A 12,862-nucleotide genomic window follows, 5' to 3' on the forward strand; every position below is an offset into this window, starting at 1 on the left:
TAAAATGAATATTGGTTTATCCAAAAATACGACAGTATGAAAAATAAAATTTATAAAATTACAGTAGCATTACTTTTTAGCGGTTTTGTTTCTTTTGCACAAGAAGATTCCGTTGCGGTTGCTACAACACAAGTAATTACCCCAAAAGTTGTTTTAACCCAAAGACAAGTGCTAGATTCCATAAAATCAACATTTGTTCATGATAACATTGCTACTTGTATTGATAGTATGTGGATGAAAGAACTAGCAAGTTTGGATTTATACGAAACCTTAACCCTTGACATTAAAAACATTAATGTTGACGAAAAAGTAGAGTATGAGTTACCAACAGAATTGCTGAAAGAACGATTAAAGAAGCTTGACGAAAAATCACCTTTTAATATTGAATATAATGTTGGTTTAGAAAATGTAATTAAATCATTTTTAAAAAACAGAAAAAGAGGATTTGAAAGGTTAATGGGAGTTTCTCAATATTATTTTCCATTGTTTGAAGAGTCTTTAGCCGCACAAAATATTCCATTGGAAATTAAGTATTTAGCGGTTGTTGAATCAGCTTTAAACCCAAGAGCAGTTTCAAAAGCTGGAGCAACAGGTTTATGGCAATTCATGTACCAAACAGGAAAACAATACGGGCTAAAAATTGATACTTATGTAGACGAAAGAAGCGATCCTTTAAAAGCGAGCAAAGCTGCTACACAATATATGAAAAACATGTATAGTATTTTTGGCGATTGGGATTTGGTTCTAGCATCTTATAATACTGGACCAGGAAATGTCGCAAAAGCAATTCGTCGTTCGGGAGGAAAACAAAATTATTGGAACATTAGACCTTATCTTCATAAAGAAACTCAAGGGTATGTTCCTGCTTTTTTAGCAACTATGTATATTTTCGAATACCATAAAGAACACGGAATTGCACCTCATAAACCAATTGCTAATAATTTTGCGACGGATACTGTTTTGGTAAAAAGAGCATTATCGTTCAAGCAAATTGCTGATTTATTAGATGTATCAGTGGCAGAATTACAGTTCTTAAATCCTTCATACAAAAGAGAAGTTATTCCATACATTACTGGAAATGATTATTATTTGAGATTGCCGTTAGATAAAATTGCGTTGTTTGCCTCAAATGAAGAAAAAATTTATGCTTACGCAAAATATGAAGAAAATCTTAGAGAAAAACCATTTCAAACAATGCTTGCTTCTAGAGATTCTTCCAATACGAATACCACTTCTAGAGTAAAATATCACAAGGTAAGGCGCGGTGATAATCTCAGCGAAATTTCAGATAGATATGGTGTTACTATCGCAGAATTGAAAAAATGGAATCGTTTAAAAAGTAATAAAGCTCCGCTTGGTCGAAATTTAAAAGTGTACACCAATGAAAGCATTGCTGTTCAAACAAAAAAAGCTATCAAATCGGATACAACTGCTGTAAAAGAATCGTTAGCATCAAATGAAAAGAAAGTTTTCAAAGAGGAAAAAGTGGTTACTTATAAAGACGTCACGAAGTTTTACAAAGTAAAAAAAGGTGATAATCTTGGAGAAATCGCTGATAAACACGGCGTTTCTGTAGCGGAAGTAAAAAAATGGAACAAGCTGAAAAGCAATAACATTATGCTTGGCGCCAATTTAAAAATCGTTAAAAACGAAAGAGTTGTAACAACCGTTAAAAAAGAAATCAAACAACCAAAAATTGTTGAAAATAATGAAAATGAAGCTATTACTTCATCTGAAAATAATGACGATGCTACTCAAAATCCAAAAGATTATTATGAAGTACAAAAAGGAGATAATCTTTTTTACATCGCTAAAAAATTCAATGTTAGCATAGAAGATTTAAAAAAATGGAATAATCTTGAAGACGGAAACATTCAGTTGGGTTCAAAATTAACTTTGATGAACGCAAAAGATGATAAAAATGAAGAAGTATCAGAACCTAAAACAGAGACTAAAATTGTAGAATACACTGTGAAAAGAGGAGATAATCTAGGTGCAATAGCCAAAAAATATAACGCTTCTCTTTCTGATTTAAAAGATTGGAACGAATTAGAAAGTACCGATATTCAAGTTGGTTCAAAACTAATTGTATCTAAAAAATTATTTGTTGTGAACGATGATAAACCTTCCAAAAAAGAAGTTGCAGCTAACAATGAGAAGTCAAAAGAAAAACTTTATCTAGTAAAACATGGCGACTCGCTCTATAGCATTGCTAAAAAATCGGGAGTAACTATTTCTGATATAAAAAAATGGAATGGTAGCAAAGTGGAAAGCCTAAAACCAGGTATGAAACTTAAAATTAACGGTTAATCCGAAAATCTTCAATACATTTGGGTTTTATTTCATTAGTCATGAATAAAACCCTTTTTTTATTTTTAACAATTTCATTTTTTCTTTCCTGTCAAAAGAAAACCGACTCGCTGAATGAAGAAAATTCCAGCGCAATTAATACTATTTCGGTGATTATTGATGACCAATTATGGAACTCTGAAGTTGGTGATAGCATCAGAAATAAATTTGCATCGCCTGTTTTAGGACTACCACAAGAAGAACCACTTTTTACCATCAAGCAATATCCAGTTAAATTATTCGAAGGATTTTCTACAGGAAGTAGAAACATGATTATTGTTAAAAAAAGTGATAAAAATTTATTTGAAATCAGAGTAAATGAATTTTCGAAGCCACAAAACGCCATTCATATCGACGGAAAATCAACAAATGAAATCATCGCAATTCTAGAAAAGCATACGCCAGAAATTATTCAGCGAATGCGAAATACCGAAATTGAAGCAGCTCAAAAAATAATCTTAGACTCGGTTCAAAACACTAAAAAAATAAAAGTAAAATTCAATGTCGATTTAGATATACCATCCAAATATGAATATGTGATGCGACGAAAGAATTTTGTTTGGCTAAAAAAAGAAATCACCAGCGGTAATGCTAGTTTAGTAATTTATCAAGTTCCGTATAAAAACATTCATAACTATAACACCGTGAACGATATTGTTCGCACCAGAGACTCAATAGGAAGATTATACATTCATGCTAAAGGAAATAACGCCAAGATGAAGACAGAAGAAGCCTATTTCCCTTATTTTTCAAAAATAAAATTAAAAGAATATGATGCTTTTGAAACCAAAGGAACATGGCAAATGAATAATGATTTTATGTCCGGACCATTTATAAACTACGCCATAAAAGACAAAGCAAATAATCGAATTCTAATTCTTGAAGGGTTTTGTTATGCGCCATCAAAAGAAAAAAGAGATTTGATGTTTGAATTAGAATCAATCATAAAAACGATACGAATACCTAAAACCAAATAAACGATGTTGCTAGAATGGAAAACAAAGCGATTTGAGACACTTTCTTCGCTTGAACTATATGATTTACTAAAACTACGTAGCGAAGTCTTTGTAGTGGAGCAAAATTGCGTTTATTTGGATATTGACAGCAAAGATGAAAAAGCATTACACCTATTAGGAACTTTTGAAGGGAAAATTGTGGCTTATGCACGATTGTTTAAACCAAAAGATTACTTTGCTGAAGCTTCTATTGGTAGAGTTGTAACGCATCCTGATTTTAGAGAGCGAAAAATTGGCCATATTCTAATGCGAGAAGCCATTGAAAGCATTCGAATTTATTTTGGTGAGAGCAAAATCACAATTTCGGCACAATTGTATTTGAAGAAATTCTATGAAAGTCACGGTTTTATTCAAACCAGCGAAATGTATTTAGAAGATGATATTCCGCATATTGAGATGAAGAAAAATTAAATCTTCGTAATCAATAATTCAACCCTTCTGTCATATTCAGTGCCTTTCCCAAGCGGAACCGTATTGCCATAACCTTTGAAAGTCATTCTGTTTTTTTGAATTTTTTTGAAAACTAAATATTTAAAAACCGATTCGGCTCTGTTGGTTGAAAGTTGTCTTTTTCTTGTGTCTTTATCTATAGCTTCTTTTTGGTATGGCGGTGTGCAGCAAACGTGTCCTTGAATTTCAAACTGCAAATTTTTGTATTTATGCAAAAGTTTTGAAATTTTGTCTAATTCTGTTTTTGCTTTAAAAGTTAGTTTACTACTTCCTCTTTCAAAAAGAATGTTGTCAAGATAAATGTGATCGCCAACAATGTGGTTTTTTTGAATGGAATTATAATACCCAGGAATTATGATTTTTGGTAATGGTTTTAAATTGATTACAACATCAACTCTTCGGTTTTTTGAGCGTTTTTCTGGAAGATTTTCAACAATATCGTCATCAATTAAAATTCTACCCTTTCCTTCAATGGTTACGATAATCTTGTTTTTTATACCGCTTTCAATCATTTTGGTTTGAATAACCGAAGCTCTTTTTGTGGATAATTTAAAGTTGTAAGCTTCTTTTCCAATATCATCAGTATAACCAAAGATTTGAATCGACTCTATACGTGTGGAGTCAATTTTTTTGATAAAAGTAATTAATTCCTCACCCTGTTTTTCATTTAAATTTGATTTATCAAAATCAAAATATACGGAATGAACCGCTTCTTCTTGCGCATGAAGAAAACCGAAAGTGAAAAGCAGTAAAAGTGTTAAAAATCGCATTCTTAAATTTTCAAAATTTTGTTGTACTCTGCAATGTTATTGAATAAAGTGATAGCTTTTTTAATTTCGCTATTGTTTTTTGTATAATACTGATACAAACCTTCTTTATATTGGTATCTTTTGATGATTTCATCCAAAAGTAAATTCTTAATTTCCTTACTATTTTTATCAATCAAAGTTTCTTCGCTTTTTTGCAAAGCGGTTAAAAGTTGTTGGTATTCTGCTGCAATTGTAGCATCAATTTTTTCTTTTTTCGCTTTTTCCAAAGTGTTCTTTAAAGCCAATTCTGTTTCGGTATCAAAGCTAATTTTTTCTTTTTTGATAAACGCTTTAAAATCGGCAATATCAGCATCAGTCAAGGTTGGAATTTTATCGCCAAGAGTTGGATTTTTGTAATAATAATTGGTTACATAGTTAAAAATGGCATCGTTTTTTTGCAACGCTTCGGCAATAGAACTCAATTTAGTTTCTTCTAATTCTACATCAGGTAAAATGCCGCCACCATCATAAACTGTTCTACCGTTTTTGGTTTTGAAAGCAGTATAGTTTTTTTCATCCGTTTTTGTAGCCTTTCCGTTTTTGTCTTTTTTGCCATAATTCAAAGCTTGAATACATCTTCCAGATGGTGTGTAATATCTTGAAATAGTTACTTTTACTTGAGTTCCATAGGTTAAATCGAATGGACGTTGAACTAGTCCTTTTCCAAAACTTCTACTTCCAACAACAACTGCTCTATCTAAATCTTGTAAAGCACCAGCAACAATCTCTGAAGCCGAAGCACTTTTTCCATCTACGATTACTGCAATTGGAATTTGCGTATCAATTGGTTCGCGTGTGGTTTTATAAGTGTTGTTATATTTTTCGTTTTTGGATTTTGTAGTTACAATAATTTCGCCTTTTGGAACAAATAAATTACATATATTCACGGCTTCGTTCAACAAACCACCAGGATTTCCACGAAGGTCAAGAATAATTTGCGTTGCGCCATCATTTTTTAGTTTTTCCAAAGCTTCTCTGGTTTCTGAAGAAGCTTTTTTATTGAATTGAGATAAAACAATATAACCTGTTTTTTCGTCAATTTTTCCAAAAAATGGAACAGCTTTTATCTCCACTTCATCCAGAGTTAGTTGGGTTGACATTGGTTTTCCTTGACGAAGATATTTAATATCGATTTTGGTGTTTTTCGCACCTTTCATCAGCTGTGAAGCATCATCTTTGAAATCAGAAAGTAAAACATCGCCTATTTGAGTGATTTCGTCACCAGCTTTTAGACCTGCTTTATCGGCAGGAAATCCTTTGTAAGGTTCTTTGATGATTAGTTTATCGTCTTTTCGAGTAATCATTGCTCCAATTCCGGTATATTCACCAGTATTGTTGATTTTGTATTTGATTACGTCTTGTTCGTTAAAATAATTGGTGTATGGATCAATATCGGCCAACATGCTTTTTATAGCTTTATCCATCAAATCTGATGGACTTGTTTCATCAACATAGTTTTGATTGACCGTTTTGAAAATATTGGTAAATATCTCTATTTGCTTCGCAATTTCAAAAAAATCTTCTTTGAAACTCACGCCTACAAAGAAGAAGCCACTCAAAATAGCTGTGATGATATATCGTTTTTTAATTTTTGAAAACATTAGTTACGTTTTTTTAAATGCTTATTTCTAACGAAATTAGTTATTCTCTTTGTTCTTTTCTCTTAATGAAAGTACAAATTTTTCGAAAAGCTGTTTCGTTTTTTCATTAATTTGATGATAATCTAATCTATCTGAGGTTTGATAGAAAAACATCATACCATATTTTTGGTCTAAACTATCAATCAAAATATGCTTGTTTAGCCGATAACATTCGCGAAGAACACGTTTGAAATAATTCCTATCTACCGCTTTTTTGAAATGTTTTTTTGAAACGGAAACGCCCATTTTTAGTGGGACATCATCTTCAAAATCAGTTGCAATATAAACCAATCGCAAGGGATATTTCCCAACTGATTTTCCTTCCCTAAAAAGCGAATCTATGGTTTTTTTATTTTTGAGTTTTTCAATCTTCGGATAGTTGAAATCCATTTTTAGTTGTCATTGTAAATGTTGTATACAAATTTCACTTCATTATAATTAATGTAAATCTGCATTCTATTGTTTTCTTTTTTCTTTGTAATAATTACAATGTTGCATTTGGAAAATTTATTGTCCATGCATTCAAAAGGAACAATATTTACTTCGTCATTATCTTCAATTTCGCCGTAAGCTTTTATTTTAAACGATTGAACTTCAGATGAGTTTATCGTTATTAAGTCTTTCTTAGCGTCAAGAGTTACCAACACGTTTGCATCAACAAATTCCGACCATTCGTTCCAGTTTCCTTTAGTGTCTTTCTCAGTAAAACTTACGCTACTGGTTTTAAAACGAATAGGTTGCGCATAACTATTTTGCACAGCAAAACAAAAAGTAAGAAATAGAAATAGAATTTTTATATGCTTCATAACGGATAAATATTTGTGGTAAATCTACAAATTCTATTCCAAAAAAAAAGCGTTCTATTTTTATGAACGCTTTCTAATGATTTCGGATAATTTTCTTTGCAATGGTATTTAGTTCGTCTTGATTTTGTTCTACAAACGCTAATCCAGCTTGAATGAGTTCATAAATGTTTTTTTTAGATGTATCATCCATTTCTGGCGAAGCATTTTTTAATGAAGGCATCAATCGATGGTAGTTTTGCCGATTTCTTGGACCTAAGGTTTCAAACATTTTTTGCAGATTATAATCGACTGTTTCGGCATTGGAAGACAAAAGAATATCAATTAAAGGCGAAATCCATTTTATTTTGCCAGCATTTTCAAAATCTTTAAAAAGATACGGTTTTAAAACCGTTCCGGTTCCTATTGAAACAATAATCATATCGTTTACCGATGGATAATCCACTTTTTTGTCATTATTTAACACTTTGGAAAAAGCAATTTTTCGTGCTTCTGCATAAGCACATAATGCAGGATTGTTGGCATAAACGCCACCATCAATGAGCGTAAATTCTTGATTGTAAAATGATTTTATTCTTGCTGGTTCAAAATAAGTTGGTGCAGCCGAAGTAGCACGACAAACATCTTTCACATAAAAATTTTCTAACGGCGCTTTTGCTTCATGACTAGCGAATAGTTTTGCTCTTCTTTCACGAATATCATAGGAAGTTATTAAACAAGGTTTTATAAAATCCTTAAGTTCTAAGTCGCCAAAGATTTCAGCCAGTTGTTTTTCAATGTTTTTTTCTGAGATTTTTTCGTTGAATAATCCGAATGGATTTACCAAATGTTCCCAAAATTTGACATTGAATATATCGTCACCTTTTTTGGCATAAAGATCCAAAGCTTCTTGAACTGAAAATTTAGCTTTTTTAGTATTATCCGGAAAAAGAATGATAGAAGCGAGTAATCCTCCAGTACTACTTCCTGCAATTAAATCGAAATAATCTCCAATTTTTGCATTAGGATGATCTAATTTTTGAAGTTGCTCTTCAATATATTTTAGGATGACACAGGTAATTATGCCTCGAATGCCACCGCCATCCAAACTTAATATTCTGATTTTCTTTGCCATAAAATGATTATAAACTTCCAATCACTGTTTGAAAAACGGTATTTAGAATTGCTTTTTTAATGTTGTTGATTTTGATTTTTGAAACACCAGCTCGCTGTACTACTTTTAAAGTCAGTAAATCGTTTTGGCTTTTTAAAAGCCATTCAAATTCGTCTTTAGTAATTGAATTTGAAGCCAATAAAAGTGACCAACGTTCAATTTTTTCCTGTGATTTTGAAAGAAAATCGTTGATGTCTTTTTGTAATTCGGGTTTGATGTCTTTATAGGTTTCTTTAGTAAGCAGTAAAAGATTTTCTTTCAATGCTTTCATTACTTTTTCGATATCCATAACTATTTGTTTTTAGTGATTACATCCAAAAGCGTTTGTTGTGAAGCTTTGTCTTTTTTTATTTCAAATTGTATCAGGACATCAAAAGATTCCATGATTTGTTTTTCGGCTTCTTCTTTAAATGTTGTAGAAACCGTCTTTTTTTCTTTCCAGTATTTGAAAAAACCTGCTAGAAGATTTTTTTCCTCGTTTGTTATAAGTTGCCACATTTCATAACTGGTTTCGTTATTGGGTTTGTTTTTTTCATATTCTGTCAATTTTGCAACATTCAACAGCAATTGATTGATTTCTGCTTCGTTTGCTTCATAAGCTTGAGAAGATTTGCCTAATAATTGTTTGGTTTCTACTTTCAGCTCAATGGTTTTTTGATAAGAATATTGATCAAAAATAGCTGTTCTAGTTGATTCGCACGACCATAAAAGTGAGCAAATACTAAAGAGTAATAAGATTTTTGTTTTCATAGTTTTTCGTTTACAGTATTACATATCCTTTGGAATCGCGTTTTAGTTTGGTTAATTTTTTCCAATTATTATAACCGCGTTTGTCAAAATGAGGTAAGTCTTTGAATGTTTTCCAGTTTCCGCCCCAATCCCATCCAAATTTAGCGAAAATTTTTACACATTCATACCAATCGGCAATTTGGTCGTTATCCCAATCTTTTGTGGTATCCCAAGAAGCGGTTTTCCCATCGATAATCAGACAGATGTCCACGGCAAATCCATAGTTGTGAATGGATTGACCGCCTTTGGCATTCGTTATTTTTTTGCCGGGTTTGGTTCGCCCGATTGCATAAAGTGCATCTTGTTCTTCAAAAGTTCGTAAACTTTGTGTGATTCGTATTTTTGCTCTGCCGGTTAATGCTTTGTTGCATTCGGTAATAATGGTTGTCATTTCTTCCCGAACTAATGGATGAAGCAACGTGATTCTTTCTTTGGTATATTTGTCCATGACGTTTGTTTTTTTATATGACAAATATAAGAAAAAAATCTAAGCAACAATATAAAAAACAAAGAAAAAAATCTTATTTAAAAATAAAAAAATTCCGGAAATTGGGAAATATTTGCGGAGTTTTCCAGTAGAACATTTTAATTTGATGAAACACTTTGCGGAGTTAGGATAAATTTTCTAGAGATGTTTTTTACAAAAATACTGCCTTATTGCTAAAGCGGTTCTATAAAATATTAAGAAATAGGATTTTCCTCTTTGTCGAGTTCCTCAAGGATTTTATCCATTACTTCTTGGGTTGTAAAGTATAAAAAACTATGTTTTTCTTTATCAAATTTTTCATCTCTATCTTGCATAAGAACATTTGTAATTTCTGGAATTTTATCTTTAAATTTTAACCGGACACACATCCTCCATATCCACTAGGAATAAAGCCAATATTATCATTTTCTTTTAAAGAGACATAATCTATTTCACAGTCTGTTTTTTGATAATTTTTAGGTTCTTTAATATTAAAAACAATATTAAATTTTTCTCCTAAAATAATATCATAGTAATTACGAATGTTTTTAATATACATATATATTCCTATCAATTGGAGATAATTGATAATGCTTTATATCATTATTAGAAAGCATTATATCTGCACCTAAATAATTTCGTTTTTCAAAAACCCCATCGTGCATTAATTCATTAAATATTTGACCTATTGTTTTCATAACTATTTGTTTTTTAATTTAATAACTTGTCTTTAAAATTCTAATGCTTGATTTGGGGTTAATTTTTCAGTTTCTCATAACCATAAATCTGCGCTATCGGAACTATCTTTTAATAAAGATACAATTCTTACTTTTACAAAAAAAAGCCATAACATAGTGTTATGGCTTTTATTACCAATTAATTCTTTCTCCAACAACTTTTGATCCTTTTCCTTTTATGTAGATACTTAAAATAAGACTATCAGGCTGTTTTCTCATTTCATATAAAAACTGAGGATTGTCTTTTCTATACTGTAAATATGGTGTTAAATAAATAGTATCATTTTTACTTTTTAATGACTCTATCGTTTTGGAAGGATTATATTTCTTTATTAATTCAATAACCTCTTCTTTTGTAATCTTTCTCTTTTCACTAACAATATAAATATTGGTTGGATAATTATATGGTTTATATCTATCAAGTGAAAACATTTTTTTTTTACCTCTCTTGTCTATATAATAGTTATCACCACTAAAACCCCTTTTGTCATCGATTTCAAAATAAGGTATAGCACTAATTATTTTATCATCATTTAAATTTAATTCAAATTCAATCGGTATATTCAAATTATAATAGGTTTCTTCAAATGTTTCCTTTAAAGTAATGCTTATTTTTTCATTTGAAATGACTTCTTTTAAATATTTCTTTTCTGCACAACTCATAAAGAAAAATAGTGTACTAAACAAAAGAGCTGTTTTTTTCATCTTTTTAACTTTTAAAATAAATACAATCTATTACATCTACAAATGTATCTAATTCTTCCTTATTCATGCGGTAACTTATTAAAACATATTTATTTTCTGCTTTTTGTATATTATTAAAATCATTTAATTCATCAATTGTTTTAAAAGTTCCTTTAAATAAAGCATCTAGAGTTTCTTGAGAAACAAAATGTTTTCTGAATGTTTTATCACTTGCCCAGCCGTTGTAATCAACAAAATTTAAAGCTGCATCTAGTCCTTGTTTTTTTTTGTTTTGCCATTTAACCCACAACGATTGATCTATAATTATATCATCTTGCTCTTTTTGAGCTTTCATAGACCATTCTGTCAAGGCCAATGCAAATGCATAAATATTTGCGCTAGGTATTAAACCTACAAATGTTGAAAGTGATGGTGCATTTAATTTACCATTATCACTCAACTCTGGAAACATGTTTATTGTTTGTTTGAAAATATCATAATAATTATAAACTTCTGCTGCATTTTTAATCATTTTTACGCCTTTAAATAAACTATTATAAACCGCTTGTTTACTTCCTTTTTCAACAGGAACATCAATATTTTCCTCTTCTATAAAAATACTCTGTGCATTGTTTTTAATCTTAAAGTAATGATTTAGTTCTTCTACTTGATAGCTTGCTGTCTCCAATGTATTGGTTTCTAAATTTATTTTTTCTGTAAAAATCTCTTTGTAAAATTTATTAATATCTTCAAATGATCTATATTTTATTGTATTCCTAAGTTTCATAGAAACAAATTTTTTAATTGTTCCGTTAGGTAATTGGTCTATAGCAAAGAGTATAATTTCTCCTTTATGAGAGTATATTTCTGGTAACTTATAATTTGAATCTTGTATAAGAGGTCTAACATAAAGTTTATTTTCTGAAGGATATACACTCAGTTGCAATTCTTTTGAACGCCATAAAACATTGTTATAATTCCAAGACCAATACAATTCAATATATCCATTTGAAAACAATCCTTTTTCCTCAAGAATGTTATTTTCCCAAGTAGGATTTAGATAAAGTTCTATTGTAATTCTCTTTTCTTTTTCAACTTTTCTGACTTCCACTTTTTTTATTATTTCTTTGTTATTAAATTTTTTATCATCTGGATTAAAAATTCCATCATAATCAAATAAATTAAATGTTATTATTGTTCCTTCTTTAACTCTATCATTTACAGTAATTTGAAAATAAACAGTTTCTTCAAGACTTGAGCGATAACTATGATGTATGTCTGAATTAACGTATATTTTGCCTTCAAAATCTTTACTCCACCAAGCGTTAATAAAATCATCATTAAGACTTTTTTGAATTTTCCTTAAATTTTTAAAATTAAATAACCCATTAATATTTTCCACATCTTCCTTAAATAAAAAATTATCTTTATTAAAAAACGAAACAATATTTTTAGCTGATAAATTATTATTAATTTTTTGCATTTCTTGGGGAGAAATATCGAATGTTTTGTTTTTCATTTGATTTTCATTTTCAAAGTTTGATAGCTTTAATAACGAATTACCCAAATTAATTTTTGCTTTTATGTTTTCATCTTGCTTGAAGAAAAAAAAAGCAATCTCATCATAATCGATTACTAATTTTTTAGACGTATTTATAATTTCATTTTCATTATCTGCTGAATAGATGGTTACTGGAATTTCTCTTTTTTTATAAAATAAAACTTCATCTTTTAAAACAGATTTAATGAATAAGTTTTGGTTATCAAAAATACTAAATGAGTAAGTGTGATTAACAAAACCATCTGAAAAGAAAGCTCTCCCAATGTCATAAGTATTATATGATGACCAGTCTTTTTTAAGTGGATAGCCTTTTGAAGTATATGGCGATTGATTTTGATTGTTTTTAATTTTTAAACTATTATTTGCACTCATCGTTTTAAATTTTAAAAGTTAAAAAAACAAGAG

General features: G+C 30.1%; 15 protein-coding genes. 3 read left to right on the plus strand and 12 right to left on the minus strand.

Annotation, left to right across the window (positions count from 1 at the left end):
- Positions 1 to 36 precede the first annotated feature (36 nt).
- The 3 genes from BC748_RS04970 to BC748_RS04980 are packed head-to-tail and all read left to right on the plus strand — an operon-like array spanning position 37 to position 3,776.
- Entirely contained in the window at positions 37 to 2,310 is a 2,274-nt protein-coding gene (locus BC748_RS04970) for a LysM peptidoglycan-binding domain-containing protein (RefSeq protein ID WP_133532364.1), read from the plus strand.
- Positions 2,311 to 2,351: 41 nt separating this feature from the next.
- Positions 2,352 to 3,326, plus strand: coding sequence for a DUF4837 family protein (locus tag BC748_RS04975; RefSeq protein ID WP_133532365.1), 975 nt, complete (start codon positions 2,352 to 2,354; stop codon positions 3,324 to 3,326).
- Positions 3,327 to 3,329: 3 nt separating this feature from the next.
- Complete coding sequence (locus tag BC748_RS04980; protein WP_133532366.1) at positions 3,330 to 3,776, plus strand: GNAT family N-acetyltransferase; 447 nt, start codon at positions 3,330 to 3,332, stop codon at positions 3,774 to 3,776.
- Here BC748_RS04980 and BC748_RS04985 read toward each other — a convergent pair.
- The 12 genes from BC748_RS04985 to BC748_RS05035 all read right to left on the minus strand — a co-directional run bounded on the left by BC748_RS04985 (position 3,773) and on the right by BC748_RS05035 (position 12,829).
- The gene (locus BC748_RS04985) at positions 3,773 to 4,585 is read right to left on the minus strand and encodes an OmpA family protein (RefSeq protein ID WP_133532367.1); all 813 of its coding nucleotides are present in this window, start codon (positions 4,583 to 4,585) and stop codon (positions 3,773 to 3,775) included. The genes BC748_RS04980 and BC748_RS04985 overlap by 4 nt on opposite strands.
- 2 nt (positions 4,586 to 4,587) lie before the next feature.
- A complete protein-coding gene (locus BC748_RS04990; RefSeq protein ID WP_133532368.1) occupies positions 4,588 to 6,225 on the minus strand; it encodes a S41 family peptidase in 1,638 nt (545 codons plus the stop codon).
- A gap of 36 nt (positions 6,226 to 6,261) precedes the next feature.
- Positions 6,262 to 6,654, minus strand: coding sequence for a ribonuclease P protein component (gene rnpA / locus BC748_RS04995; protein ID WP_133532369.1), 393 nt, complete (start codon positions 6,652 to 6,654; stop codon positions 6,262 to 6,264).
- Between the two features lie 2 nt (positions 6,655 to 6,656).
- A complete protein-coding gene (locus BC748_RS05000; protein WP_133532370.1) occupies positions 6,657 to 7,070 on the minus strand; it encodes a hypothetical protein in 414 nt (137 codons plus the stop codon).
- A 73-nt stretch (positions 7,071 to 7,143) separates the two neighbouring features.
- Positions 7,144 to 8,181 carry a patatin-like phospholipase family protein gene (locus BC748_RS05005; protein ID WP_133532371.1) on the minus strand — a complete coding sequence of 346 codons (1,038 nt, stop codon included), beginning with the start codon at positions 8,179 to 8,181 and terminating at the stop codon, positions 7,144 to 7,146.
- Positions 8,182 to 8,188: 7 nt separating this feature from the next.
- Positions 8,189 to 8,509 carry a hypothetical protein gene (locus BC748_RS05010; protein ID WP_133532372.1) on the minus strand — a complete coding sequence of 107 codons (321 nt, stop codon included), beginning with the start codon at positions 8,507 to 8,509 and terminating at the stop codon, positions 8,189 to 8,191.
- Between the two features lie 2 nt (positions 8,510 to 8,511).
- Positions 8,512 to 8,970, minus strand: coding sequence for a hypothetical protein (locus tag BC748_RS05015; RefSeq protein WP_133532373.1), 459 nt, complete (start codon positions 8,968 to 8,970; stop codon positions 8,512 to 8,514).
- Positions 8,971 to 8,980: 10 nt separating this feature from the next.
- On the minus strand, positions 8,981 to 9,457 hold the full coding sequence (locus BC748_RS05020; protein WP_133532374.1) for a M15 family metallopeptidase: 477 nt from the start codon (positions 9,455 to 9,457) through the stop codon (positions 8,981 to 8,983).
- 391 nt (positions 9,458 to 9,848) lie between these two features.
- Positions 9,849 to 10,049 carry a hypothetical protein gene (locus BC748_RS05025; protein ID WP_162846411.1) on the minus strand — a complete coding sequence of 67 codons (201 nt, stop codon included), beginning with the start codon at positions 10,047 to 10,049 and terminating at the stop codon, positions 9,849 to 9,851.
- Complete coding sequence (locus tag BC748_RS14155) at positions 10,024 to 10,173, minus strand: hypothetical protein (RefSeq protein WP_162846412.1); 150 nt, start codon at positions 10,171 to 10,173, stop codon at positions 10,024 to 10,026. The genes BC748_RS05025 and BC748_RS14155 overlap by 26 nt, the downstream gene beginning before the upstream one ends.
- A 171-nt stretch (positions 10,174 to 10,344) precedes the next feature.
- Positions 10,345 to 10,917, minus strand: a complete 573-nt coding sequence (locus tag BC748_RS05030; protein ID WP_133532376.1) for a hypothetical protein — start codon at positions 10,915 to 10,917, stop codon at positions 10,345 to 10,347.
- Positions 10,918 to 10,921: 4 nt separating this feature from the next.
- Positions 10,922 to 12,829 carry a hypothetical protein gene (locus BC748_RS05035; protein ID WP_133532377.1) on the minus strand — a complete coding sequence of 636 codons (1,908 nt, stop codon included), beginning with the start codon at positions 12,827 to 12,829 and terminating at the stop codon, positions 10,922 to 10,924.
- Positions 12,830 to 12,862 lie beyond the last annotated feature (33 nt).

Source organism: Flavobacterium dankookense (assembly GCF_004362665.1).
In the GTDB taxonomy this organism is placed as follows: Bacteria; Bacteroidota; Bacteroidia; order Flavobacteriales; family Flavobacteriaceae; genus Flavobacterium; species Flavobacterium dankookense.

Coding starts and splice junctions, on each gene's coding strand:
- BC748_RS05010 (WP_133532372.1), bottom strand. CDS start 8,509: ATGGATATCGAAAAAGTAATGAAAGCATTGAAAGAAAATCTTTTACTG.
- BC748_RS05030 (WP_133532376.1), bottom strand. CDS start 10,917: ATGAAAAAAACAGCTCTTTTGTTTAGTACACTATTTTTCTTTATGAGT.
- BC748_RS14155 (WP_162846412.1), bottom strand. CDS start 10,173: ATGAAAACAATAGGTCAAATATTTAATGAATTAATGCACGATGGGGTT.
- BC748_RS04970 (WP_133532364.1), top strand. CDS start 37: ATGAAAAATAAAATTTATAAAATTACAGTAGCATTACTTTTTAGCGGT.
- BC748_RS04985 (WP_133532367.1), bottom strand. CDS start 4,585: ATGCGATTTTTAACACTTTTACTGCTTTTCACTTTCGGTTTTCTTCAT.
- BC748_RS05015 (WP_133532373.1), bottom strand. CDS start 8,970: ATGAAAACAAAAATCTTATTACTCTTTAGTATTTGCTCACTTTTATGG.
- BC748_RS05000 (WP_133532370.1), bottom strand. CDS start 7,070: ATGAAGCATATAAAAATTCTATTTCTATTTCTTACTTTTTGTTTTGCT.
- BC748_RS05035 (WP_133532377.1), bottom strand. CDS start 12,829: ATGAGTGCAAATAATAGTTTAAAAATTAAAAACAATCAAAATCAATCG.
- BC748_RS04980 (WP_133532366.1), top strand. CDS start 3,330: ATGTTGCTAGAATGGAAAACAAAGCGATTTGAGACACTTTCTTCGCTT.
- rnpA (WP_133532369.1), bottom strand. CDS start 6,654: ATGGATTTCAACTATCCGAAGATTGAAAAACTCAAAAATAAAAAAACC.
- BC748_RS05020 (WP_133532374.1), bottom strand. CDS start 9,457: ATGGACAAATATACCAAAGAAAGAATCACGTTGCTTCATCCATTAGTT.
- BC748_RS05005 (WP_133532371.1), bottom strand. CDS start 8,181: ATGGCAAAGAAAATCAGAATATTAAGTTTGGATGGCGGTGGCATTCGA.
- BC748_RS04975 (WP_133532365.1), top strand. CDS start 2,352: ATGAATAAAACCCTTTTTTTATTTTTAACAATTTCATTTTTTCTTTCC.
- BC748_RS04990 (WP_133532368.1), bottom strand. CDS start 6,225: ATGTTTTCAAAAATTAAAAAACGATATATCATCACAGCTATTTTGAGT.